Source organism: Marinococcus sp. LNHM5E3-2.1 (assembly GCF_056034365.1).
Genome location: NZ_JBQLIB010000007.1, coordinates 45,867 through 66,048, shown reverse-complemented (window position 1 = coordinate 66,048; position 20,182 = coordinate 45,867). Strand labels below are relative to the sequence as shown.

Annotated in this window: 23 protein-coding genes; 12 read left to right on the top strand and 11 right to left on the bottom strand. The window is 46.6% G+C overall.

Annotated elements, in window-relative coordinates; translation table 11 throughout:
- Nucleotide 1: 1 nt before the first annotated feature.
- Nucleotides 2–619 (bottom strand): NUDIX hydrolase, encoded by a 618-nt coding sequence (locus ACTRXH_RS09705; RefSeq protein ID WP_474281921.1) that lies wholly within the window; start codon nt 617–619, stop codon nt 2–4.
- Nucleotides 620–707: 88 nt separating this feature from the next.
- Between ACTRXH_RS09705 and ACTRXH_RS09700 the strand changes: the two genes are divergently transcribed.
- Nucleotides 708–905: a hypothetical protein gene (locus tag ACTRXH_RS09700; protein WP_462869288.1), complete on the top strand. Its 198-nt coding sequence runs from the start codon at nt 708–710 to the stop codon at nt 903–905.
- 80 nt (nt 906–985) lie between these two features.
- Here ACTRXH_RS09700 and ACTRXH_RS09695 read toward each other — a convergent pair whose 3' ends face one another.
- From ACTRXH_RS09695 to ACTRXH_RS09650, 10 genes are all read right to left on the bottom strand, one after another.
- Entirely contained in the window at nt 986–2,968 is a 1,983-nt protein-coding gene (locus ACTRXH_RS09695; protein WP_474261873.1) for a S9 family peptidase, read from the bottom strand.
- 448 nt (nt 2,969–3,416) lie between these two features.
- Complete coding sequence (locus tag ACTRXH_RS09690; RefSeq protein WP_474261750.1) at nt 3,417–3,722, bottom strand: HesB/YadR/YfhF family protein; 306 nt, start codon at nt 3,720–3,722, stop codon at nt 3,417–3,419.
- A gap of 121 nt (nt 3,723–3,843) precedes the next feature.
- Nucleotides 3,844–4,116: an HU family DNA-binding protein gene (locus ACTRXH_RS09685; protein WP_022793829.1), complete on the bottom strand. Its 273-nt coding sequence runs from the start codon at nt 4,114–4,116 to the stop codon at nt 3,844–3,846.
- A gap of 268 nt (nt 4,117–4,384) precedes the next feature.
- Nucleotides 4,385–4,768, bottom strand: a complete 384-nt coding sequence (mnhG, locus tag ACTRXH_RS09680) for a monovalent cation/H(+) antiporter subunit G (protein ID WP_474261751.1) — start codon at nt 4,766–4,768, stop codon at nt 4,385–4,387.
- Complete coding sequence (locus tag ACTRXH_RS09675; protein WP_474261874.1) at nt 4,752–4,976, bottom strand: Na(+)/H(+) antiporter subunit F1; 225 nt, start codon at nt 4,974–4,976, stop codon at nt 4,752–4,754. Before ACTRXH_RS09675 ends, mnhG begins: the two co-directional genes overlap by 17 nt.
- 62 nt (nt 4,977–5,038) lie before the next feature.
- Complete coding sequence (locus tag ACTRXH_RS09670) at nt 5,039–5,515, bottom strand: Na+/H+ antiporter subunit E (protein WP_474261752.1); 477 nt, start codon at nt 5,513–5,515, stop codon at nt 5,039–5,041.
- A complete protein-coding gene (locus ACTRXH_RS09665) occupies nt 5,515–7,002 on the bottom strand; it encodes a Na+/H+ antiporter subunit D (protein WP_474261753.1) in 1,488 nt (495 codons plus the stop codon). The genes ACTRXH_RS09670 and ACTRXH_RS09665 overlap by 1 nt, the downstream gene beginning before the upstream one ends.
- Nucleotides 6,995–7,336, bottom strand: a complete 342-nt coding sequence (locus ACTRXH_RS09660) for a Na(+)/H(+) antiporter subunit C (RefSeq protein WP_022793834.1) — start codon at nt 7,334–7,336, stop codon at nt 6,995–6,997. Before ACTRXH_RS09660 ends, ACTRXH_RS09665 begins: the two co-directional genes overlap by 8 nt.
- Entirely contained in the window at nt 7,336–7,758 is a 423-nt protein-coding gene (locus ACTRXH_RS09655) for a Na(+)/H(+) antiporter subunit B (RefSeq protein ID WP_474261754.1), read from the bottom strand. The genes ACTRXH_RS09660 and ACTRXH_RS09655 overlap by 1 nt, the downstream gene beginning before the upstream one ends.
- Nucleotides 7,755–10,160 (bottom strand): Na+/H+ antiporter subunit A, encoded by a 2,406-nt coding sequence (locus tag ACTRXH_RS09650; RefSeq protein ID WP_474281919.1) that lies wholly within the window; start codon nt 10,158–10,160, stop codon nt 7,755–7,757. The genes ACTRXH_RS09655 and ACTRXH_RS09650 overlap by 4 nt, the downstream gene beginning before the upstream one ends.
- 365 nt (nt 10,161–10,525) lie before the next feature.
- Here ACTRXH_RS09650 and ACTRXH_RS09645 point away from each other — a divergent pair, with 365 nt between their 5' ends.
- From ACTRXH_RS09645 to ACTRXH_RS09595, 11 genes are all read left to right on the top strand, one after another.
- Entirely contained in the window at nt 10,526–11,044 is a 519-nt protein-coding gene (locus tag ACTRXH_RS09645; RefSeq protein ID WP_474281967.1) for a YqeG family HAD IIIA-type phosphatase, read from the top strand.
- Complete coding sequence (yqeH, locus tag ACTRXH_RS09640) at nt 11,041–12,144, top strand: ribosome biogenesis GTPase YqeH (protein WP_474281917.1); 1,104 nt, start codon at nt 11,041–11,043, stop codon at nt 12,142–12,144. The genes ACTRXH_RS09645 and yqeH overlap by 4 nt, the downstream gene beginning before the upstream one ends.
- Nucleotides 12,145–12,996 (top strand): shikimate dehydrogenase, encoded by an 852-nt coding sequence (aroE, locus tag ACTRXH_RS09635; RefSeq protein WP_474281915.1) that lies wholly within the window; start codon nt 12,145–12,147, stop codon nt 12,994–12,996.
- A complete protein-coding gene (gene yhbY / locus ACTRXH_RS09630) occupies nt 12,989–13,282 on the top strand; it encodes a ribosome assembly RNA-binding protein YhbY (RefSeq protein ID WP_322525738.1) in 294 nt (97 codons plus the stop codon). Before aroE ends, yhbY begins: the two co-directional genes overlap by 8 nt.
- Nucleotides 13,283–13,298: 16 nt before the next feature.
- On the top strand, nt 13,299–13,874 hold the full coding sequence (locus tag ACTRXH_RS09625) for a nicotinate-nucleotide adenylyltransferase (protein WP_474261758.1): 576 nt from the start codon (nt 13,299–13,301) through the stop codon (nt 13,872–13,874).
- Complete coding sequence (gene yqeK / locus ACTRXH_RS09620; protein WP_474281913.1) at nt 13,861–14,424, top strand: bis(5'-nucleosyl)-tetraphosphatase (symmetrical) YqeK; 564 nt, start codon at nt 13,861–13,863, stop codon at nt 14,422–14,424. Before ACTRXH_RS09625 ends, yqeK begins: the two co-directional genes overlap by 14 nt.
- 13 nt (nt 14,425–14,437) lie before the next feature.
- Nucleotides 14,438–14,794: a ribosome silencing factor gene (gene rsfS, locus ACTRXH_RS09615; RefSeq protein WP_474261760.1), complete on the top strand. Its 357-nt coding sequence runs from the start codon at nt 14,438–14,440 to the stop codon at nt 14,792–14,794.
- Between the two features lie 66 nt (nt 14,795–14,860).
- Nucleotides 14,861–15,610 (top strand): class I SAM-dependent DNA methyltransferase, encoded by a 750-nt coding sequence (locus ACTRXH_RS09610; RefSeq protein ID WP_474281911.1) that lies wholly within the window; start codon nt 14,861–14,863, stop codon nt 15,608–15,610.
- A gap of 127 nt (nt 15,611–15,737) precedes the next feature.
- Complete coding sequence (locus tag ACTRXH_RS09605; RefSeq protein WP_474261762.1) at nt 15,738–16,361, top strand: helix-hairpin-helix domain-containing protein; 624 nt, start codon at nt 15,738–15,740, stop codon at nt 16,359–16,361.
- 72 nt (nt 16,362–16,433) lie between these two features.
- Entirely contained in the window at nt 16,434–17,723 is a 1,290-nt protein-coding gene (locus ACTRXH_RS09600; protein WP_474281909.1) for a homocysteine synthase, read from the top strand.
- 114 nt (nt 17,724–17,837) lie between these two features.
- Nucleotides 17,838–20,135 (top strand): DNA internalization-related competence protein ComEC/Rec2, encoded by a 2,298-nt coding sequence (locus ACTRXH_RS09595; RefSeq protein WP_474281907.1) that lies wholly within the window; start codon nt 17,838–17,840, stop codon nt 20,133–20,135.
- Nucleotides 20,136–20,182 lie beyond the last annotated feature (47 nt).

Genomic DNA, 20,182 nt, shown 5'->3' with positions numbered 1-20,182 from the left:
GTTAACGAAGAAGAGATACGGTGTGGCGGATAATTTGAGCCGTCAGCCCCCAAATAACAATATCCTGATAATGATACACAAACTGGGGCAGCGTTGTAGTGTTTGTCCGGTACGTTTCTTCATTTGGTATTAATGAAGTAGGAAACGTGTCTGAAAAACGCATGCCCATGTATACATTATGCTTTTCGGGTTCGTTCTTTAAAAAGAAATCAAGCGGCACGGTGAACAGTTCATCCACCTCCGACGTATTAGGGGAAAAATCACCAGCATAGTCAACTTCTCCAATATAAGGATAGACTATGCGCTGAAACGGCTGGACAACAACGTCCAAAGCTCCCCATACATCCATCGCTTGAGAGGGGATGCCGGTTTCTTCTTCGAATTCCCGAAGTCCTGCAGCAAGAGGAGTAGGATCAGAGGCATCGATTTTTCCGCCCGGAAAACATATTTCTCCCGGCTGGGACTGCAGCGACCATGCTCTGCGCTCAAACATTAAATGATATTCATCGTGCAATGAAAGCAGGGGTACTACTACCGCTGCTTTTCGCATATGCTCTTCGCCCATTATAGCGGCAGAACGGGTGCGAATTCTATTTTTCCAATAGCGGGCATTGTCCATAGTATCCTCCTTCTGGGGTATCATTGTTTTTTCTTCTTTCGAATGTGGTATATATATTTACAGGTACTATATTACAGGAGGGATCAAGATGTCAGAATCAGAACGTCTTAAAAATAAAGTAAAAAAAGAAAAAAAGCAGGAACCGGATAAAAAGCCGGGAAATGAAGAGCCGCCAACGAGCAGTGAAGATCCAATTCCGTTGGCAGATATGAAATACGAAGAAGAAGAAAACAGAAAAAAACACCATACTAAGAAGCGCTCCGGCAGTGAAGACAAAGATGGATGACGCTGGCCGGCGCGTAAATGAAATCCCGCTTCTACTGAAGCGGGATCATTTTATGCTGCACGGCGCCAAAAACTGGAATATTATTTTTCGATATAATGGTTAAACCAGTCGATCATATGAACCAGCCGTTCAATCCTCAGAGCGGGAGGGCCGGAGCGGCTCAGTTCATGATTGGCTCCTGGAAAACGGAGAAAGGAGACCGTTTTGTTTAAATATTTCATGTTAATAAACAATTGTTCCGCCTGTTCAATCGGACAGCGGTAATCGTTTTCGCTGTGCATGATCAGCAAAGGCGTATGGATATCTTTGACGTAGCGGAGAGGAGAATGGTGCCAAAGCTTTTCCGGATCCTGGTGGAGCGGTACGCCGATCTCCCAGTCTGTAAAGAAAAAGCCGATATCACTCACCCCGTAAAAGCTGAGCCAGTTTGAAATGGAACGCTGGGTAACGGCTGCTTTAAAGCGGTCGGTATGGCTGATCATCCAGTTTGTCATAAAGCCGCCATAGCTTCCACCGGTCACACCCAGCCGATTACGGTCGACGAACTCATAGCTGTCGACTGCATAGTCCAGAATCGCGAGCAGATCCCCGAAATCCTTCCCGCCATAGTCCCGGCGGCAGGCGTCGGCGAAAGCCTGGCCATAGCCGTGGCTTCCCCGTGGATTGCTGAACAGGACACCGTAGCCCTCCGCGGCAAGCAGCTGAAATTCGTGAAAGAACGTGTGACCGTACATAGCGTGAGGTCCTCCGTGGATTTCCAGAATCAGCGGGAAGGTCTGTCCTTCTTCGTAATCAACAGGATACATAATCCACCCGTGTACATCCCAATGATCGCCTGTACGGACGGAAAGAGTTTCGGGGAGGGAAAGATCTATCTCCTTCAAAAAGCTGGCGTTTACGTCTGTGAGGCGGACACGGCGTTTATCCTCAAGTCGCCGGCTGTAAAAATCACCAGGGTTGGAGGGATCACTGATGCCGAGCACAAACTGCTCGTTTTTAGGATGAAAGGAGAACGAAAAGACGTGGTTGTCCTCATCATGAACAGCGGTGATTTCATTATGCATATCCATTTGATACAAACCAACTTTTCCGTTCTCACTTGCCAAAAAGTAAATATGCTCCTGATCGCTCGACCATACTGGCTTATCAGAGGTATGGCCGGTTCTGATATCGCCGATCATGTAGTCACCTATTTGGACGTCCCACTTTAACGTCATTCCTTTTCGTTCTTTTGTTAATGGATTGACCAGCCAGATTTGATTAATCGTAGCGCTTTTATATTCCAATTCGTGACCAGTGCATGCTATCCAGGAGCCGTCCGGTGACCAGCTGGCATTAGTAAACGTACCGGAAGAATCCGTCAGCCTGGAAATTTCTTTTGTCTCAATATTGAGTGTATACAGGTCCTGTACTGGAGAAATGTCTTCATCGCTGTTTCTGTTTGCTGTAAACACGATAAACTGACTGTCAGGAGACCAGTCAGGAGAGTGGTGATCGTAGCTGCCGTTTGTAAGCAGGGTAGTGTCTTCCCGGTCGAATCGGAACAAACCAATGTGGGCGCGTCTGCCATGGTGAAAGCCCCGGCTGTCTGATTTATAGCGGAGACGGTCGATTTTTACAGCAGAAGAAGGCTTGGCCGAAGAGTCCACCTCCGTGGTGAAGATGTCTTCTTCGGCGGCCTGTTCCGTTTCAAACAGCAGTTTTTGGCTGTCCGGCGACCATACTGGATTGGAGGCGCCGTGTTTAACAAAAGTAATCTGCTTTGGTTCTCCTCCTGAAGTACTCATCATCCAAATTTGGTTAAGGCCGGAGCGGTCAGACACAAAAGCAAGGCTGGAGCCGTCCGGGGACCACCGCGGCGAAAAATTTGTATAAGATCCAAACGTCCACTGAACAGGAACGTCGTCTGTTAAGTACTGCGTGTATATATTTGAATAGTAGCTGCCCGCATCACTCTGAATAGACTTTTGTACAAACGCATACCGCTCGCCGTCTGAAGAAAGGCGGGCGTCATCAACAACGTGAATACGTTCTAAATCTGCTGCAGTTAAAGGTCTTTTCATAGACAAGGTAATGTCCTCCTCGTAGTATACCTGTGAGCCTGTTCGTTATGGAAAGGTTTCACGTATGTAGGGTGCTTTTTTAGTATAGTAAAACGTTTCGCAAAAAACAATCAAACCGCGGAAGGAAAGCTTCGGGAAAAAAGAGTGGAAGAACATCTGACATACATAATGAAAACCCTGCAGTAACTATGTACACTAATAAATAACAGGAGGCAGATGCTTCGTTCCAACATTTACATTGTTACCTTTCGCAGGAACAATCGAAATGGATCAGCCGTTATGGCTTTTCATTTTGGAGCAAATCATTTCCTGTAAGCCGTGAATAACAGGCTCTCCTTTAGGCATCACTCTCTCTCCCTTTGAAGCTGCGGGCATTTATGCCTGCAGCCCTTTTTTTATGACCAGGGCCTTTGGTGGCAGGTAAGGATAAAAAAACGCAGAGTAGAAATTACTCTGCGTCACCGCTTTCGTTGTATTCAAATACAATCGTATCGTGTTTTCGGCTGAAACTGACATGCAGGTTATGCGCGCGCAAATACCAGCTGTCTGCATCCTCTACAAAAAAAGTGAGGCCTTCTTCCTCTGTCGATACTGCCGGTTTCTCCGGTTCATCAAGAGCGATACCCATAGAAAAGCCGGGATAGAGCTGGGGAGAACCGCCATAACGAACGTAAAATCTTACAGTATCGCCGCTCTCAATATTGAGTTCTTCCTTCATCCATTTAACCGCGGGACGGGTAATCGTTATATCCATACACAAGCTCCTTCAAAGAATGATATATAATTGTTCCCTTATTCGCATTGGAAGAAACACTAAAGAACTCCAAGAAAAAACAGCCCTTCTAAACCAGAAAGGCTGTTTTTAAATATTTATGTTAGTTTACGGCGTCTTTCAACTGCTTGCCTGGACGAAATGCAGGGTTTTTCGTGGAAGGAATCTTAATTTCTGCACCCGTTTGTGGATTACGTCCTTTACGAGCGGCACGCTCGCGTACTTCAAAGCTTCCAAATCCAACTAACTGGATTTTGTCGCCTTTTTTCAAAGTTTCTGTGATGCTGTCGAATACAGCGTCTACAGCTTTGGAAGCGTCTTTTTTCGAAAGCTCAGCCTGGTCTGAAACTGCGTTGATTAAATCCGTCTTGTTCATGAAAATACTCCCTTTCATTCCATAAATTTAGAGTCTTTCATACCAAATTAACTCATGAAAAGCCTGGTATGTCAACCCTTCCATTTATTTTTGTAGGTTTCTAAGAAGAAAAGCCAGAAAAAATGCAAATATATTTTAAAAATACTTCCATTATTCTGGTTTTTTTCTTAAACCCTATCATAACAAGGGTTTGATAAGAATTCCAGTATTTATGAGAAAAAGATTGAATATCAAAAAAACTGGACCAGATAAAAGGTCCAGTTTTTTCTTAATGGTCATTATCGGTTTTTTCTTCGTGGTAGGATCGGTTCTTTTCCCTGGAGCGGCTGAGAGCATCCTGCGAGCTCCCCTCCGCCAGCGGAACGCCGGAATTATACGCTGCTCTTGCGATCAAGTGGCCACCCACAGGTGCCGTCACAAATACAAATACAAGGGTCAGCACGAAGCGGAGACTGAAGGTTTGTGTGTGTACCATGAAAAACAAAAAGGCACCAAGAACAACGCAAAGCACTCCTAAAGTAGCCGCCTTTGTAGCAGCGTGAGAGCGTGTGAAGATATCCGGCAGGCGAGTCAGACCGACAGCGCTTATGATGCTGAAGGCCGCTCCAAAAAGGGCGAGCAGTGCTACAATCCAGTCAACGATCTCGGTCATGCTCAATGACAACACCCTTTTCGATATATTTGGCGAAGGCTACCGTGCCGATGAAGGCCAGGATTGCAAGCAGCAGCATAACTTCGATGAACGCTGTCGTATTCAAAATAATGCAGAAGAGAGCTGTTAGACTAATCAACTGAATGCCGATAACGTCGAGAGCAATAACGCGATCCGGCATCGACGGCCCTTTAAACACCCGGTACATTGTGACCAGAATGGATATAGTGACGAGCGTTGCTGCTGTGATATAAATCGCATTTAATATCATTATCTGCTTACCTCCCTAATCGCTTTTTCGAATGAATTGCGGATTTCTTCTTGAGCCGCTTCCACACTCTGCAGATCCATCGCATGGATAAACAATGAACGGTTATCCGGAGCAACTTCGACTACCAGCGTTCCCGGCGTAAGCGTAATTAAAAGCGACAGCAGTGTTATTTCCCATTCGTGCTCCAGAGTGGTTTCCATTTCAAAGATCCCGGGACTGATGTTTAGTTTAGGACTCAGGATCTGCCGGGCGACAGAGAAGCTGGACAGAATTAATTCTTTAAAAAAGATAAGCATCAGCACGAGGGCCGCATAGACCCGGTGGAAATACAGTCTCTCCCGGAAAAAGCCCCGCATGAAATACAGGACAAGAAGACCAAGAAAAAAGCCGCTGATAAAGGATGCAAACGACCATGCATCATTAATAATCATCCAAAGCAGAGCCATAACAATATTGATCATAATCTGAAACGACATTATGAATTCCCCCCTAACACAGCTTCAACATAAGCACGGGGATTGATCAGCGTTTCTGCGGCACTTTCCACAAAAGGATACATAATTTCGGCACCAAAGCCCATGAATGCAGACAGCGCTACGAGAAAGACGATTGGAGGCATCTGTGCTTTAATACTGCCGTACTGTTCTGCGTGGGTAAGCATTGGTTCTCCCAAAAAGCCCTGAAGGAAAATGCGTATTACAGAATAAAGTACAAGCAGACTTGCAATCATCATAACTGCTACGACAATATAATGACCGGCTTCAGCACCACCGACAACAAGCATCAGCTTGCCGGGAAAGCCCCCAAGAGGAGGAACGCCGGCAAGAGCGAGAGCAGAGATGAAAAACATCCAGGTGAGAAGCGGGTGGTGCTTAATAATTCCCCCCATACCTGAAAGCTTACTGGTGCCGGCTGCAGTAATCAGTGCCCCAATAATCAGAAAGAGTGCTGCTTTAATAACGATATCGTGCAGCAGGTAGTATATGGCCCCTACAAACGCATCGCTGTTTAATGAAGCGACACCGAAGAGGATAAACCCGACAGCTACAATAACATTGTATACTAAAATCAATTTAACATCTCTGTAAGCAATTGCACCGATAACACCAATAATCATCGTTACTGCTGAAAGGACGAGAAGGATGGTATGTGTAATGGCCGTATCTTCAGTAAAGATAACAGAGTAGGTTCTAAAAATGCTGTAGATGCCGACCTTGGTCAAAAGAGCAGCAAATATCGCCCCAATGGCTGTTGGAGGTACTGAATATGATCCTGGCAGCCAGAAGTACAGAGGGAATAACGCTCCTTTTAATCCAAACACGATTAAAAACAAAATGGCAATAACCGTGATAATCGGTTCAGAGCCTGCTTCACTGACCCGCTCGCTGAGCTGGGCCATGTTCAGCGTGCCTGTGACGGCGTAAAGGTACGCCACACCAATAACGAAAAAAGCGGAGGAAACGACGTTTACAATAACGTAGTTAAACGATTCCTTCAGCTGTGTTTTTGTACCGCCGTGGCCGATTAAAGCGTAGGAGGCTAAAAGAAGAACCTCGAAACAGACAAACAGGTTGAAAATATCACCAGTCAGAAAAGCTCCGGACACTCCGGCGATTAAAAACTGGAAAAAGGCGTAGTAATAATATTTTTCCCGCTCCACTCCGATGGTGCTGAAGGAGAAATAAATAATGGGCAGCGCCACAAGTGCCGTAGTCGTCGTTAAAAGCACGGCTAACGAATCTCCTACCAGAACAATGCCAAACGGAGCTTCCCAGCCGCCGAGCTCAAGAGTCATGATTCCGTTGGCCAATATGTACGTAAGCAAAAAGATATTGACGCCAATCAGGATCAGGCTCGTAATAAATGCCCAGGTACGCTGGGCGGTGACATGCTTTGGAAAAAACAATGCCACAATCCCTGCGATGAGAGGGATAAGGACCGGAAGGATCAGCCAATTACTCATCAGTATCAGTTCCTCTCAGTTGGTCAGTCTCAGCCGCCCCGGTCACTTTGTACGTACGGTATCCTAAAACGAGAATAAAAGACGTTACTCCAAAGCTGATAACGATAGCTGTCAGTATAAGAGCCTGGGGAAGCGGATCTACATAAGTATCAGCTTCAAGACCAAGCAGTGGGGGGGCGCCAGTCTTCAGCCCCGCCATGGTCAAAAGCAGCAAATGGGCTCCGTGGCTTAAAACTGAGCTGCCAATAATAATGCGGATTAAGTTTTTCGTCAGTATTAAATACAAACCGACAGTAAATAAGAAGCCGGCAAGGATAGACATAATTATTTCCACTATTTATCCTCTCCGATCGTTTGAATAATAGTCATAGCCGTTCCAATAACGACCAGATAAACACCCAGGTCGAAGGCGAGGGTCGTCGTCAGTTCCAGTTCACCCAGTACGGGAAAATGAAAATAACCGAAGGTTTGTGAAAGAAACGGTACCGAGAAGAAAAACGAGCCTACGCCGGTACCAACAGCAAATACAAGGCCGATGGCGGTCATAAGTTTGTAATCAATCGGAAGGGCCCGGCGGATTGTTTCCATATCGAAGGCGAGAAGCAGAAGAACTAGTGCAGCGCTTGTCATCAGTCCTCCGATAAAGCCGCCTCCGGGCTCCTGGTGGCCGTTGAAAAAGATATAGACTGCAAACAGAAAGATGAGAAATGAAATGAATTTCGTTACTGTCTGCAAAATGATGTCGTTGTACTTCATTTATTCTCACCTCCTGCCAGCCGTAATTTAATTAAGGAGTAAACTCCGAGGGAGGCGATAGCTAATACGAGAATCTCAAGCAGGGTATCAAATCCCCGGAAATCCACTAGGATAACGTTTACGACGTTATTGCCGCCTGCTTCTTTGTAGCTGTTTTCCAAAAAGTAATCAGATATTGCCGGAAACAGTCTGGTGCCGCTGGCGGAAAGGCCGATTAATGTAACAGTGAGTCCGACTGCAGCTGAGATAACAAAGTTGACTGCATGAAATTTCGTTTCCTTCAGAGCATCGAAAATCTGCGGGAAATGATAGAAACAAAGTAAAAATAACGTCACCGAAACGGTCTCAATCGTCAGCTGCGTTAATGCCAGATCCGGTGCCCGGAATAATACGAAGAACAATGCCACCGTGTAGCCGAGCACGCCCAGGGAAATGACCGCCTTCAACCGGGACCGGGTAAACATAAGAATAAGGGAAGACCCTACCAGTACCAGAGAGAGAACGGCTTCATAAGGACTAACTGAAACCATATTTTCGAAATCGATGGTAAATGCTCCAGTACCGAAAAGTGAGAAAAGGAGCAGTACTACGGTGAAAGAGAAAATATATATAAAGTAATCTCTCACGAGCCCGGTCATATGCCAGGACATTAAGGCGTGAGAAGAGCGGTCAAGCCCTTCAAGAGAACGGTTGTACGCCTGATTAAACAGACGGTTTTCCGGAAAGATGGCGTGCATTTTATTCCATTTTTGCAGCGCCAGGAATATGGCCGTACCAAGCAGGACAACTCCGATAGTCATAAACAGTTCAAGGGAAAAGCCGTGCCAGAAGTAAATGTCCACCCCAAATGATCCTGTCTGGGCAAGCTCAGGCATAATAGACGCCATTGCTGGTTCGATAATCGTTGGCACGAGTGTGTTCGGGAAAAAGCCGATAAACAACACAAGAGCTACGAGAATGATGGGAGACAAAAGCATGCCAAGCGGAGCTTCATGTGGTTTGGTTGGAAGCTTTTCCTTCTGAAGCTTCCCGGTAAAGGTCCGGAAAATGATCATCATGGAGTAAACAAAAGTGAAAATACTCGCTGCCCAGGCGACGATTGGAAGCAGAATACCAATGGAATCTGCGCTGTACTGCGGGAAGTGAGTAATTTCAACCATGGACATGAAAAACATTTCTTTACTTAAAAATCCGTTGAATGGCGGCAGGCCAGCCATCGAAAATCCACCGATGACGGCAATGGTAAAGGAAATCGGCATTAATGTCATGAGACCGCCAAGCCGGCGGATGTCCCGTGTGCCTGTTTCGTGATCGATGATACCTACCATCATAAACAGGCTGCCTTTGTAGGTGGCATGGTTAATTAAGTGAAAAATGGCAGCTGCTACTGCAATCGTGTAGGCGTTGTTGTCGATACTGTCATAGTGAAGCGCTGCAGCCCCGGCGCCGAGCATCGACAAAATCATTCCGAGCTGACTGACCGTGGAGTACGCGAGAATGCCTTTTAAATCGGTCTGTCGTATTGCAGAAAGGGATCCCCATATGAGAGTAAGAAGCCCGAAGCCAGTGACAAGCCAGAACCAATAGGCACTGACCGCAAACAGGGGGGTCATGCGGGCGACTAAATAAATGCCCGCTTTAACCATTGTCGCGGAGTGCAGGTAGGCACTAACCGGCGTCGGTGCCTCCATTGCGTCCGGCAGCCAGATGTGAAACGGAAATTGGGCCGACTTTGTAAATGCCCCAAGCAGAATCAAAAGCATTGCCGGCAGAAACAGCGGACTGTCGGCGAGCTGATCCGAAGCTTCCAGGATGCCGCGAATGCTGTAGGTGCCGGTTACAGAAGCGATCAGCACAAAACCAACTAAAAGGGCAAAGCCGCCCATAACGGTGATAAGCAGTGATTTCAATGCCCCGTAGCGGGATTTTTCTTTTGTATACCAATAAGAAATCAGCAGAAATGATGAAATGCTCGTAATTTCCCAGAAAGTATATAAAACGATTAAATTATCTGACAACGTCAGGCCCAGCATGGCCCCCATAAAAAGCATCAAATATGTATAAAAATTATTTAACTGCTCCTTATGCTTGTCCAGGTAATAGATGGAGTACAGAACTACGAGAGCCCCGATCCCTGTAATCAGCAGGGCAAATAAAAGGCCGAGACCGTCCACATAGGCAATATAATTAATGCCCAGGGAAGGGATCCATTCGAATGTTTTCATGACGGAGCCCGTGCCGGAAACGTCCGGAAGGTAGCTCAAAAAGTAGCTGAAAAGAATAATAGGAACAATAAGTACGAACCATCCTGTATGTATACGCGGAATAAATTTATACAGAAGAGGCACCAGCACAGCAGCCAGAAACGGTGCAATGATGGCAAGGTGTAAAATAGTAAACATGAAGAACCTCCTTGTTAGTTTCGGTCGCCACTGAATTCTTTTCACATTATAGCGTATATCTAAACGCCTTGCATTAGAAGCGAATCCCGGAAACAGCAATCATTTCAAACACATATATAGGAAGAGACGGGGGCGCTTTTCACAATTTTTTTTCAATATTGCATGACGTCTCTAAAGAAAATTGAAAAAAAAGCTTCTGACGGTTATACTTGCTGTTTGTACGGCTTATGACGGAAAACAACGCCAGGTTATTGCGATATTTGAATAAGGGTTTGTTAAAATAGAAGAAATAAGTGCGTTTTATATTACAGTGAACTGCAGGCCGGAAGTTAAAGCGGGCCTGCTTGAAGGGGGACGGGATTTTGATTAAGCGATTTATGCCGAATGAATACTTGCCGAGTGTTTTAGATCTCGATTTAGAACACCTGCGTGAAAACAATATTAAAGGTATTATCACTGATTTGGATAATACTCTGGTAGAATGGGACCGGCCGGATATAACAAACGAGCTTGATGATTGGTTTTTCTTTTTACAGGAGCAGGGGTTTCAGGTAACTATTGTTTCCAACAACTCGGAGCACCGTGTGCGCTCGTTTTCAGAGCCAAACGGTATCCATTTCATTCATTCGGCTAAAAAACCGATGGGCCGGGCGTTTCGAAAAGCGACCAGACGGATGGGACTTAAAAAGCGTGAAGTGGTTGTAGTCGGTGACCAGGTTCTGACGGATGTATTCGGAGGAAACCGGGCCGGATTTTACACGGTGTTAGTTGTGCCTGTGGCCCAAAGCGATGGCTTTCTGACAAAAATTAACCGGAAGATAGAACGCCGGGTGATGAAGCGGTTAAAAGACAGAGGACTAATTCAATGGGAGGATACACAATGACCGAAGAGCTGTACTGCGCCGGATGTGGGGCGCCTATTCAAAATGAGGATAAAAATAAAGCCGGGTACGTCCCGACATCAGCGCTAGTAGACAGAGCGACAGTGATCTGCCAGCGTTGTTTTCGTTTGAAGCATTATAATGAAGTTCAGGACGTGGACATGGAAGATCAGGATTTCCGTGATAAACTGCATGAGCTCGGCAGAAAAAAAGCACTTATTGTAAAAATTGTTGATGTGTTTGATTTTGAAGGCAGCTGGATTCCGGGATTTCAAAGATATGTCGGTGATAACCCGGTGCTTTTGATGGTGAACAAAACAGATCTGCTCCCGCACTCTTTAAATGAAAATAAGCTTCTCCACTGGATTCGCCGTCAGGCAAAGCAGCAGGGATTAAAGCCAAAAGATGTTGTTTTGCTGAGTGCCAAAAATAAACACGGGATTAAAAAAGCTGCTTCAAGCATTGAAGAGCTAAGAAATGGCAGAGACGTGTACGTCACCGGGTGCACTAACGTTGGTAAATCTACATTTATTAATGCACTGATTGCTGAATTCGGCGAAAATGAAGAACAGGACATTACTACTTCTCATTTTCCGGGAACGACACTTGACATGATTGAAGTCCCTTTAGATGAACAGGCGAGTCTGTACGATACTCCCGGACTTATCAACGATAAGCAGTTCGGGCGCAAACGGAGTCTTAAGGAGCGGAAAGAGTTTATTCCTGAAAAGGAATTAAAGCCGAAAGTGTACCAGCTTGAAAGCGGACAGACGATATTTATCGGCGGTTATGTGCGCATGGATTTTGTTGAAGGCGACCCTAATTCATTTGTTGTGTTTATGTCTAATCGGCTTCCGGTGCACCGCACCAAGCAGGATAACGCTGACCGCCTCCACCCGGACAGGGTCGGAGACGTATTAAAGCCTCCGTACAGTGTGGAAGATGCGCCGGAATTAACGAAGCACCGAATTGAAATTAAAGAGGAAAAAACAGATATTGTTGTGCAGGGCCTCGGATGGATTACGGTAACAAACGCCCGTGCGTCCGTGGATATTTATGTGCCGGTTGGTACAGGAGTATCAAAACGGGAGGCGGTGATTTAATTGCCAAAAACGCTGCTTGGCTTAATCGGCCATCCGCTCGGTCATTCGCTGTCGCCGCAAATGCATAATGAGCAGTTCGGAAAACTAAGCATAGACGGGTACTACCATTTGTTCGATATGCCGGAAGAAGAGCTGCAAAAGGGTGTACAGGCGCTTCGGCAGCTAGGGGCTGCCGGCTTCAACATTACCATTCCCCACAAAGTACGGGTGATGGACTATATCGATAAGCTTGACCCCTCAGCCGAAAGAATCGGCGCGGTGAATACGGTCGTAAGAGAAAATGATGCGCTTGTCGGATATAATACGGACGGGGAAGGCTATCTGGAATCTTTACTGGCTGTACGTTCATTGGATCAAATCAAAAATGCAAACATTCTTGTGATTGGAGCGGGCGGGGCAGCTCGGGCCGTATGCTACGCGTTAAGCCTGCGGGGCCCTGAGAGCATTACTATTGTGAACCGCACGCAGGAAAAAGCAGAACAGCTGAAAAAACATCTGGAAGATATAGCAGCTATCAAAGTAGCGGCTAAAGAGGAAGCAGAAAGCAGGAACCATGAGTACGACATACTAATTAACACTACTTCGATTGGGATGAGCCCTGAGATAAACAATTCCCCCTGGAGCCTCAAAAATGTAAAAGCCTCTGCATTATGCAGTGACCTTATCTATAACCCTTGGGAAACCAGGTGGTTAAAGGATGCCCGGCAGGCAGGGATCGACACATTGAATGGAAGTGGAATGTTTGTTAATCAGGGAGCGCTTGCGTTCAAGTACTGGACGGGGGCGGAACCGGACCGTAAAGCAATGCAGGCACTTGTCGAAGACCATCTAAAAGGAGAAAACAATGCTTAATAATAAACAAAAGCGTACTTTGCGAAGAGAAGCACATTCGTTAAAGCCACTTTTCCAAATTGGAAAAGAAGGTATGAATGAACAAATTATTACACACGTAGATGAAGCGATTGAAAAGAGGGAAATTCTGAAGGTGAACCTTCTGCAGAACTGCATGGAAGACAAGCATGAAGTGGCGTCTGAGCTTGCTGAAGGTACCGGCTCTGAAGTTGTACAGGTAATCGGAAATACGATCGTATTGTACCGGAGATCGAAAGACAATCCTGGGATTGAACTTCCAAAGTAAACAAGGAGAAGCTATTATGAATGAACGTATCGGCCTGTTCGGAGGCACATTTGATCCGCCGCATTTAGCTCATCTGATTATGGCGGAAGAGGCAAAAAATGCATTAAATCTGGATGAAGTCTGGTTTATCCCAGTGCACACACCGCCACATAAGCAAAGGGAGAAAATGATTTCCGGGGAAGAACGTCTGAGGCTTGTAGAAGCAGCGATTGAGGATAATCCCGGATTTCGAACGTCCTCCGTGGAGATCGAACGTGGCGGACCTTCGTATACAATTGATACAGTACGCTATTTTAAGCAGCAGGCGCCCGAAACGGAGTTCTTCTTTTTGATCGGCGGGGATATGGCAGACCAGATGGATAAATGGAAGGATATTGAAAAGCTTCGTAGGCTGGTTGAATTTGTATTTGTAAACCGGCCCGGCTACAACGGCCGCAAGCCTTCGTGGCTGACCCAGGTGGAAGCTCCTGTGATGCACGTTTCTTCTTCGATGATACGCCGCCGGCTCAGGGACGGCGAAACCGTCCGCTATATTGTGCCGGGTAATGTATTAAAAGAGATTGAGAGGAAAAAACTGTATGGACAAAAATGAAGCTCTTCAAATCGTTAAAAAACAGTTGACGGAAAACAGATACAAGCACACACTCGGTGTCCGGGAGACCGCTTTATATTTGGCAGAACGGTTTGATATCGATTATAATAAAGTAGAGATAGCAGCTATTTTGCATGACTATGCTAAATACCGTCCTGTCGAAGAAATGCGTGAACTGCTCCGTGGAAAAGAAGAAGCCGGCAGGTTTATCGCCTACGGGGACGAATTGCTTCATGCCCCGGCCGGTGCTTATTTCATTCAGACAGAAGCCGGGATTGCAGACGCGGATATTGTTTCTTCTATTTACTGGCATACGACCGGAAAGCCCAATATGACAGCTTATGAAAAGGTGCTGTTTTTAGCGGATTATATAGAGCCAAACCGCACATTTCCTGGAGTGGAAAAAGTCCGGGAGGCGGCAGAAGCAGATATAGACGCTGCCATCATCATGGCTCTTGGAAACACGATTCAATTTTTAATTTCAAAAAATGTTCCTGTATTTCCAGATACGCTTGCCGCTTACAACGATCTGGTGATGGAGCACAAATAATGGAGGCCTGTAGATGAACGAAAAGGAACTGCTTGAATTAGCGGTACAAACTGCTGACAGCAAAAATGCACACGATATCGTAGCACTTGATATGAGAGGGGTTTCACCGATTGCAGATTATTTTGTTATCGGGCACGGCACTTCTGAAAAGCAGGTGCAGGCGATTGCCACAGAATTGAAAAAGGCTGCGCACAAGCAGGGTCTCGACGTACAGAGGCTTGAAGGCTATAACGAAGCCAAATGGGTGCTGATCGATCTCGGGGATGTCGTTGTACACATTTTTCATGAAGACGAAAGAAATTATTACAACCTTGAAAAATTATGGGGAGATGCCGCATACGTGGAACTCGAAACGGTGCTTTCCCAGTAATAATGTAAGCCAGAAAGGCCTGAAAAATCAGGCCTTTTTCTAATTTAAAATGAAGGGAAGTGCAGCATGGCCCACTCAATGTATAACGGCTTTGCCGAAGTGTATGACCGGCTGATGGCTGAAGCTCCGTATGACGCCTGGAAAGAAACCGTCATAAAAGAAGTCCCGGCCAATAATCCCAAAATGCTTGAACTTGGATGCGGAACCGGAGAGATCATGAAACGTCTCTATAACGAAGGATTTCATGCTGACGGCATGGATCTTTCAGCAGACATGCTTGCAGTAGCAGCGCAGAAATGGAGTGCTTCACGGGAAAGACCTGTATTGTTCCATCAGGATATGAGGTTTTTGGACGCGCCGGATACGTACCAGCTCATTTTTTGTTTTTGTGATTCCCTGAACTATTTAACAAAGCCGGAGGATGTTAAAGCTACCTTTGCCGGTGTGTATAATCATCTTGAAGCTGGTGGTACCTTTATGTTCGACGTTCATTCCATTCACTACATAGAGGATATTTTGTCTGAGGTTTCCTTTGCAGACAATGATGAAGAGATTTCTTTTATATGGGATGTGTATCCTTCAGAACAAATCTGGGAGGTTGAGCATGAGCTGACTATTTTTTCGAAAAATGCTGACGGCACCTACAGCCGGTTTGATGAAGATCATGTACAGCGTACGTTTGCCGTTAATGAATACAAAGAGTGGCTCGAGGAAGCGGGTTTTTCGACTGTCCGTATCACAGCTGACTTCACAGCGAATTTTCCGGATGAAGAAAGCGAGCGTATATTCTTTTTAGCGAAAAAAACAGACAAATAGTGTAAAATATTGTAATATATAGAAGTGAACATTCTCCTCGTTAATATGGGGGCCCTGCTCCCTTCCCCTCCTAAATTTTCCCTTTACTAATTAAACAAATAAAAAGAATCTGGAGTTGATGCTTTCTTTGACGAGCCGTTGGAAATTAATTGCAGTCAGCGCCGGCGGAGCCGTGTGCCTTGGAATTATGTTTCTATTATTTTGGAGCGGACTACCCGGGAAACAGGCGGAAAAGCAGGAATCTGTTCCATGGGAAAATCAATCGGACGAAACAGTGCAGGAAGAGGCCTCTGGAAGTGGTTCTGAGCAGGAAGCTGAAGAGCCCGGTGGAGTGGTCCAGGTCGATGTGAAAGGGGAAGTGCATGCCCCGGGTGTTTATAAACTTCAGTCAGATGAGAGAGTCGAAGAAGCGATCCAGAAGGCGGGCGGAATTACGGACAAAGCGGATATGCTTCAGGTGAATCTTGCAGAAAGAGTAGAGGATGAGATGGTTATTCATATACCTGGGGAAGGGGAGGAAACAGTTACTGGCCCGCTCGAAGAAAGCAGTGAGGAAGGGTCTGTGGTTAATGTGAATGAGGCGGAGCAGGTGGATTTAGAAACTATACCTGGAATTGGCCCGGCAAAAGCCGCAGCTATTTTAAGCTACCGGGAAGAGAACGGTTCCTTTGAAACGATAGAAGACTTATCCAATGTGAGCGGAATAGGTGAAAAGACGGTGGAGCAGCTCCGGGATTACATTTCTCTCTAATATTTACTTTTCGAAATAGTCTGATAAAGTTAAGGAAGAAAAACTATTGCTTTGAGAGAAAGGAGCTTTCCTGTGGAAGAACATAAAGACTGGAAACTTGAAACACTTTCTGTGCATGCGGGCCAAACCCCCGATCCGGCCACTAACGCAAGAGCGGTGCCTATTTACCAGACAACATCCTATGAGTTTAATGATACCGACCATGCCGCTGATTTATTTGGCCTTCAGGAATTTGGGAACATTTACACCCGAATCATGAACCCGACCTCCGATGTTTTTGAAAAGCGAATGGCTGCGTTGGATGGAGGTATCGGTGCGCTTGCTACTGCAAGCGGCAGCTCCGCTATTCATATTGCCGTATTGAATATTTGCAGCGCCGGAGATGAAATTGTCGCTTCGAGCGGCTTGTACGGCGGCACGTACAACATGTTTATGCATACGCTTCCGAAAATGGGTATCCAGGTTCATCTGGTGGATGGTACGGACCCGCGGGCGTACGAGGAAAAGATAAATGAAAATACAAAATTAATATTCAGCGAAATTATTGGAAATCCCAATGGCAATGTACTTGATATCGAAAAAATTGCCGGGGTGGCTCACGATAACGGGCTGCCTTTAATAGTGGACGCTACGACGGTTACGCCTATTCTGTGCCGGCCCATTGACCACGGCGCGGATATCGTCGTACATTCGGCAACAAAATTTATCGGCGGACATGGCACGACGATTGGCGGCGTGATTGTGGACAGCGGAAAATTCAACTGGGATAATGGCAAATTCCCAGGGCTTACAGAGCCGGACCCAAGTTATCACGGTCTCGTATTTACCGAAGCGGTTGGAGAAATGGCCTATATTTTAAAGGCACGTGTGCAGCTGCTGCGTGATTTAGGACCAGCTATTTCTCCAATGAACTCATTTTTGCTTCTCCAGGGGCTTGAAACGCTTCATCTGCGAATGGAGCGCCACTGTGAAAACGCCGAAAAGACAGCGTCATTTCTAGAGCAGCATGAGCTCGTGGACTGGGTGAACTACCCCGGACTTTCTTCACATGAGACGCATGCTACAGCGGAAAAGTATCTGCCGAAAGGAAAAGGGGCCATTCTGACCTTTGGCATCAAAGGTGGTCTCGCCGAAGGGAAAAAATTTATCGAAGCCTGCAATCTGCATTCGCACGTAGCGAATGTTGGAGACGCAAAGTCGTTAGTTATTCATCCGGCAAGCACCACGCATCAGCAGCTCTCTGAGGAAGATCAGCGTGCGGCAGGGGTATCGGCAGACCTTATCCGGGTTTCCGTTGGCATCGAACATATAGACGACATTCTTCGCGATTTAGAAGAAGCCCTCCAGGAAAGCCAGAAATAAACCACGAACGACAAAGCCTGCCTCGCTGGGCAGGCCCTTTCTTTTTCTTTTTCCTATCTTAATATTTAACATTTGGGGGTGAACACGATCCCCGTCCTATGGATACTTATATCTATGACAGCCCCAGTCGGAATGCTGCTCCGTGGAGATTTCTGGATGTGGGGGATTATTTGGCTTTGCTTCGGCGCCGGTTTTATCATATTGCGGCGCTTTCGGGTATTTGCTGCCGGTGCAGTATTAACACTGATCTTTGCCGGAAGCTCCTGGTACTGGGTGGAACACAACGATTCATTTTTTAACGGCACCGAATCAGAAATTACTGGTACCGTAGCCTCGCCTCTAACGTATGACGGCGGAAGGGCCCGTTTTGAACTTCGTACGGATACGGGGGAGTTCATACCGGTTACATGGTGGTTTGACACTGAAGAAGAAATACAGCAAAGCAAAAGTCTTCTTCCGGGAGAACAGTGCCGGTGGAACGGGGAAATGAAGGCACCGTCGACCGCTGGTAATCCCGGCGGATTCAGCTACGAGACTTATCTGTACTGGGAAAAAATACATTGGCTGTTTACGGTGGATAATAGTCAGAACGTTGAATGCTTTGCACGCTCAACGGGAGCCGTTGACACCCTCCAGCGGATCCGGGCCCAGCAGATGCAGCGTATTGAAAGGTTCTTTCCTCAACAGGCCGCTGGTCTGGCGGGCTCTCTGCTGTTTGGGGACCGTGCGTCAATGGCCGGCGAGGTGGAGGAAGCATACCGCTCGCTTGGTCTCGTGCACGTGCTCGTCGTTTCCGGCATGCATGTTGCCATTATTAGTGGGGCTGTATTTTTTCTGCTGAAGCGAATCGGGGTGACGAAGGAACGCTCCTATACAGTGATTCTCTGCCTTTTGCCCGTATATGCTGTACTGACCGGTGGAGCTCCCTCGGTGCTTCGTGCGGCCCTTGCTGCAGGATTTTTTATCGGCTGGCAGAAATGGGGGCCCCGCGGGCGGCATATGGATCCGGTAATTATTCTTTTGATGGTGATGGGGGTTATGCTCATTCTCAGTCCGGGCTATCTTTTTCACATCGGTTTTCAGCTCTCCTTTTTATTAAGCGCCCATCTGCTTCTGTGCAGAAAAAGAATGGCAGCCGCCGGGAAATGGATGAATATGGTCTGGGTTGCCGGTTCGTCAATGCTTGTTTCTCTACCTGTAATACTATGGAACTTCTATCAATTTTCTCTATGGAATGTACTGATTAATTTTTTGTTCGCCCCGGTTCTTCTATTCCTCGTTCTCCCCTTTTTGTTTTTGAATTACCTTCTTTCCTTTTTTATTGCTTCTCCTCCCGAAATCTTTTCTTTGGTTTTTTCAGCAATTGATTGGATGCACGAACTTTTTATCTATCTTGCCGGTATGCCGTGGTCCACAGTACTTCTCGGAAAGCCGGGTCCTGTTTTTATCGTTGTATATGCGGCAGGATGCATGGTGTTTATTACAGCGTGGAACAAAAACATGCGAAAGACAGCTATGTTTCTATCAGCAGCAGTCATGCTCGCGGCAGCAGTCTGGCAGTGGACGGCTCCTTATACAGATGGTCGGGGAAGAGTGACCTACCTTGACGTCGGGCAGGGAGACAGCACAGTCATTGAACTGCCTTACAGGCAGGGCGTGATGGTTGTTGATGGGGGCGGACGGGTAAGCTTTAACGACGAAGAGTGGAAGGAACAGGAGTCTCCCTTTGATCCCGGTGAGGCCGTCGTTGCTGAATATTTAAAATACCGGGGAATCCGCAAATTGGACACGGTAGTTGCGACGCACGGGGACGCTGACCACGTGGGCGGCCTGAAATACGTGGTGGAGCATGTGCCCACAGACGAACTATGGTATGGCAGAAGCGCCCAGTATGAGCCCGGGGAACGGGAGCTTTTGGCAGCGTTTGACAAACATACAGATATTAGGATCGTCGAAGGCGGGGAAAGTCACCATATTGGGAATACGCCTTTTTATGTTCTGCATCCCGGGGGTGAATCGGAGGATAAAAACGATCGTTCTGTTGTGTTGTATTTTGAGCTTGGCGGAAAGCGCTGGCTGCTGACCGGGGACGTTTCCACCGAACAGGAAAAACAGATAGTGCAGGCTTATCCTGGGCTGCAGGTGGACGTTTTAAAAACGGGTCATCACGGCAGCAGAACATCCACGGCCAAAGATTTTGTGGCAGCGGTTCAGCCGGAGCATGCGGTTATATCAGCAGGCTACTGCAACCGTTTTGGCCACCCTCATCCGGAACCTCTCGAAATACTTGAAAAAGCGGGCGTAAATATATGGCGCACGGATCTTCAGGGAGCTGTCCAGTTCATCACTTCTTCCCGGGAGACGCCCGGTATACTTACGGCAAGAGAGGAAATGCTTCCGGTGTGCAATTAAGTCAGGGTTTCTCGTAGGAATAAAAAAGAAAATAAGATAAAATAGAA

Coding starts and splice junctions, on each gene's coding strand:
- yhbY (WP_322525738.1), top strand. CDS start 12,989: ATGCTTAATAATAAACAAAAGCGTACTTTGCGAAGAGAAGCACATTCG.
- ACTRXH_RS09700 (WP_462869288.1), top strand. CDS start 708: ATGTCAGAATCAGAACGTCTTAAAAATAAAGTAAAAAAAGAAAAAAAG.
- mnhG (WP_474261751.1), bottom strand. CDS start 4,768: ATGACCGAGATCGTTGACTGGATTGTAGCACTGCTCGCCCTTTTTGGA.
- ACTRXH_RS09670 (WP_474261752.1), bottom strand. CDS start 5,515: ATGTCGTTTCAGATTATGATCAATATTGTTATGGCTCTGCTTTGGATG.
- ACTRXH_RS09705 (WP_474281921.1), bottom strand. CDS start 619: ATGGACAATGCCCGCTATTGGAAAAATAGAATTCGCACCCGTTCTGCC.
- ACTRXH_RS09685 (WP_022793829.1), bottom strand. CDS start 4,116: ATGAACAAGACGGATTTAATCAACGCAGTTTCAGACCAGGCTGAGCTT.
- yqeK (WP_474281913.1), top strand. CDS start 13,861: ATGGACAAAAATGAAGCTCTTCAAATCGTTAAAAAACAGTTGACGGAA.
- ACTRXH_RS09595 (WP_474281907.1), top strand. CDS start 17,838: ATGACAGCCCCAGTCGGAATGCTGCTCCGTGGAGATTTCTGGATGTGG.
- ACTRXH_RS09650 (WP_474281919.1), bottom strand. CDS start 10,160: ATGTTTACTATTTTACACCTTGCCATCATTGCACCGTTTCTGGCTGCT.
- yqeH (WP_474281917.1), top strand. CDS start 11,041: ATGACCGAAGAGCTGTACTGCGCCGGATGTGGGGCGCCTATTCAAAAT.
- ACTRXH_RS09625 (WP_474261758.1), top strand. CDS start 13,299: ATGAATGAACGTATCGGCCTGTTCGGAGGCACATTTGATCCGCCGCAT.
- rsfS (WP_474261760.1), top strand. CDS start 14,438: ATGAACGAAAAGGAACTGCTTGAATTAGCGGTACAAACTGCTGACAGC.
- ACTRXH_RS09690 (WP_474261750.1), bottom strand. CDS start 3,722: ATGGATATAACGATTACCCGTCCCGCGGTTAAATGGATGAAGGAAGAA.
- ACTRXH_RS09665 (WP_474261753.1), bottom strand. CDS start 7,002: ATGAGTAATTGGCTGATCCTTCCGGTCCTTATCCCTCTCATCGCAGGG.
- ACTRXH_RS09695 (WP_474261873.1), bottom strand. CDS start 2,968: ATGAAAAGACCTTTAACTGCAGCAGATTTAGAACGTATTCACGTTGTT.
- ACTRXH_RS09675 (WP_474261874.1), bottom strand. CDS start 4,976: ATGTACCGGGTGTTTAAAGGGCCGTCGATGCCGGATCGCGTTATTGCT.
- ACTRXH_RS09610 (WP_474281911.1), top strand. CDS start 14,861: ATGGCCCACTCAATGTATAACGGCTTTGCCGAAGTGTATGACCGGCTG.
- ACTRXH_RS09655 (WP_474261754.1), bottom strand. CDS start 7,758: ATGAAGTACAACGACATCATTTTGCAGACAGTAACGAAATTCATTTCA.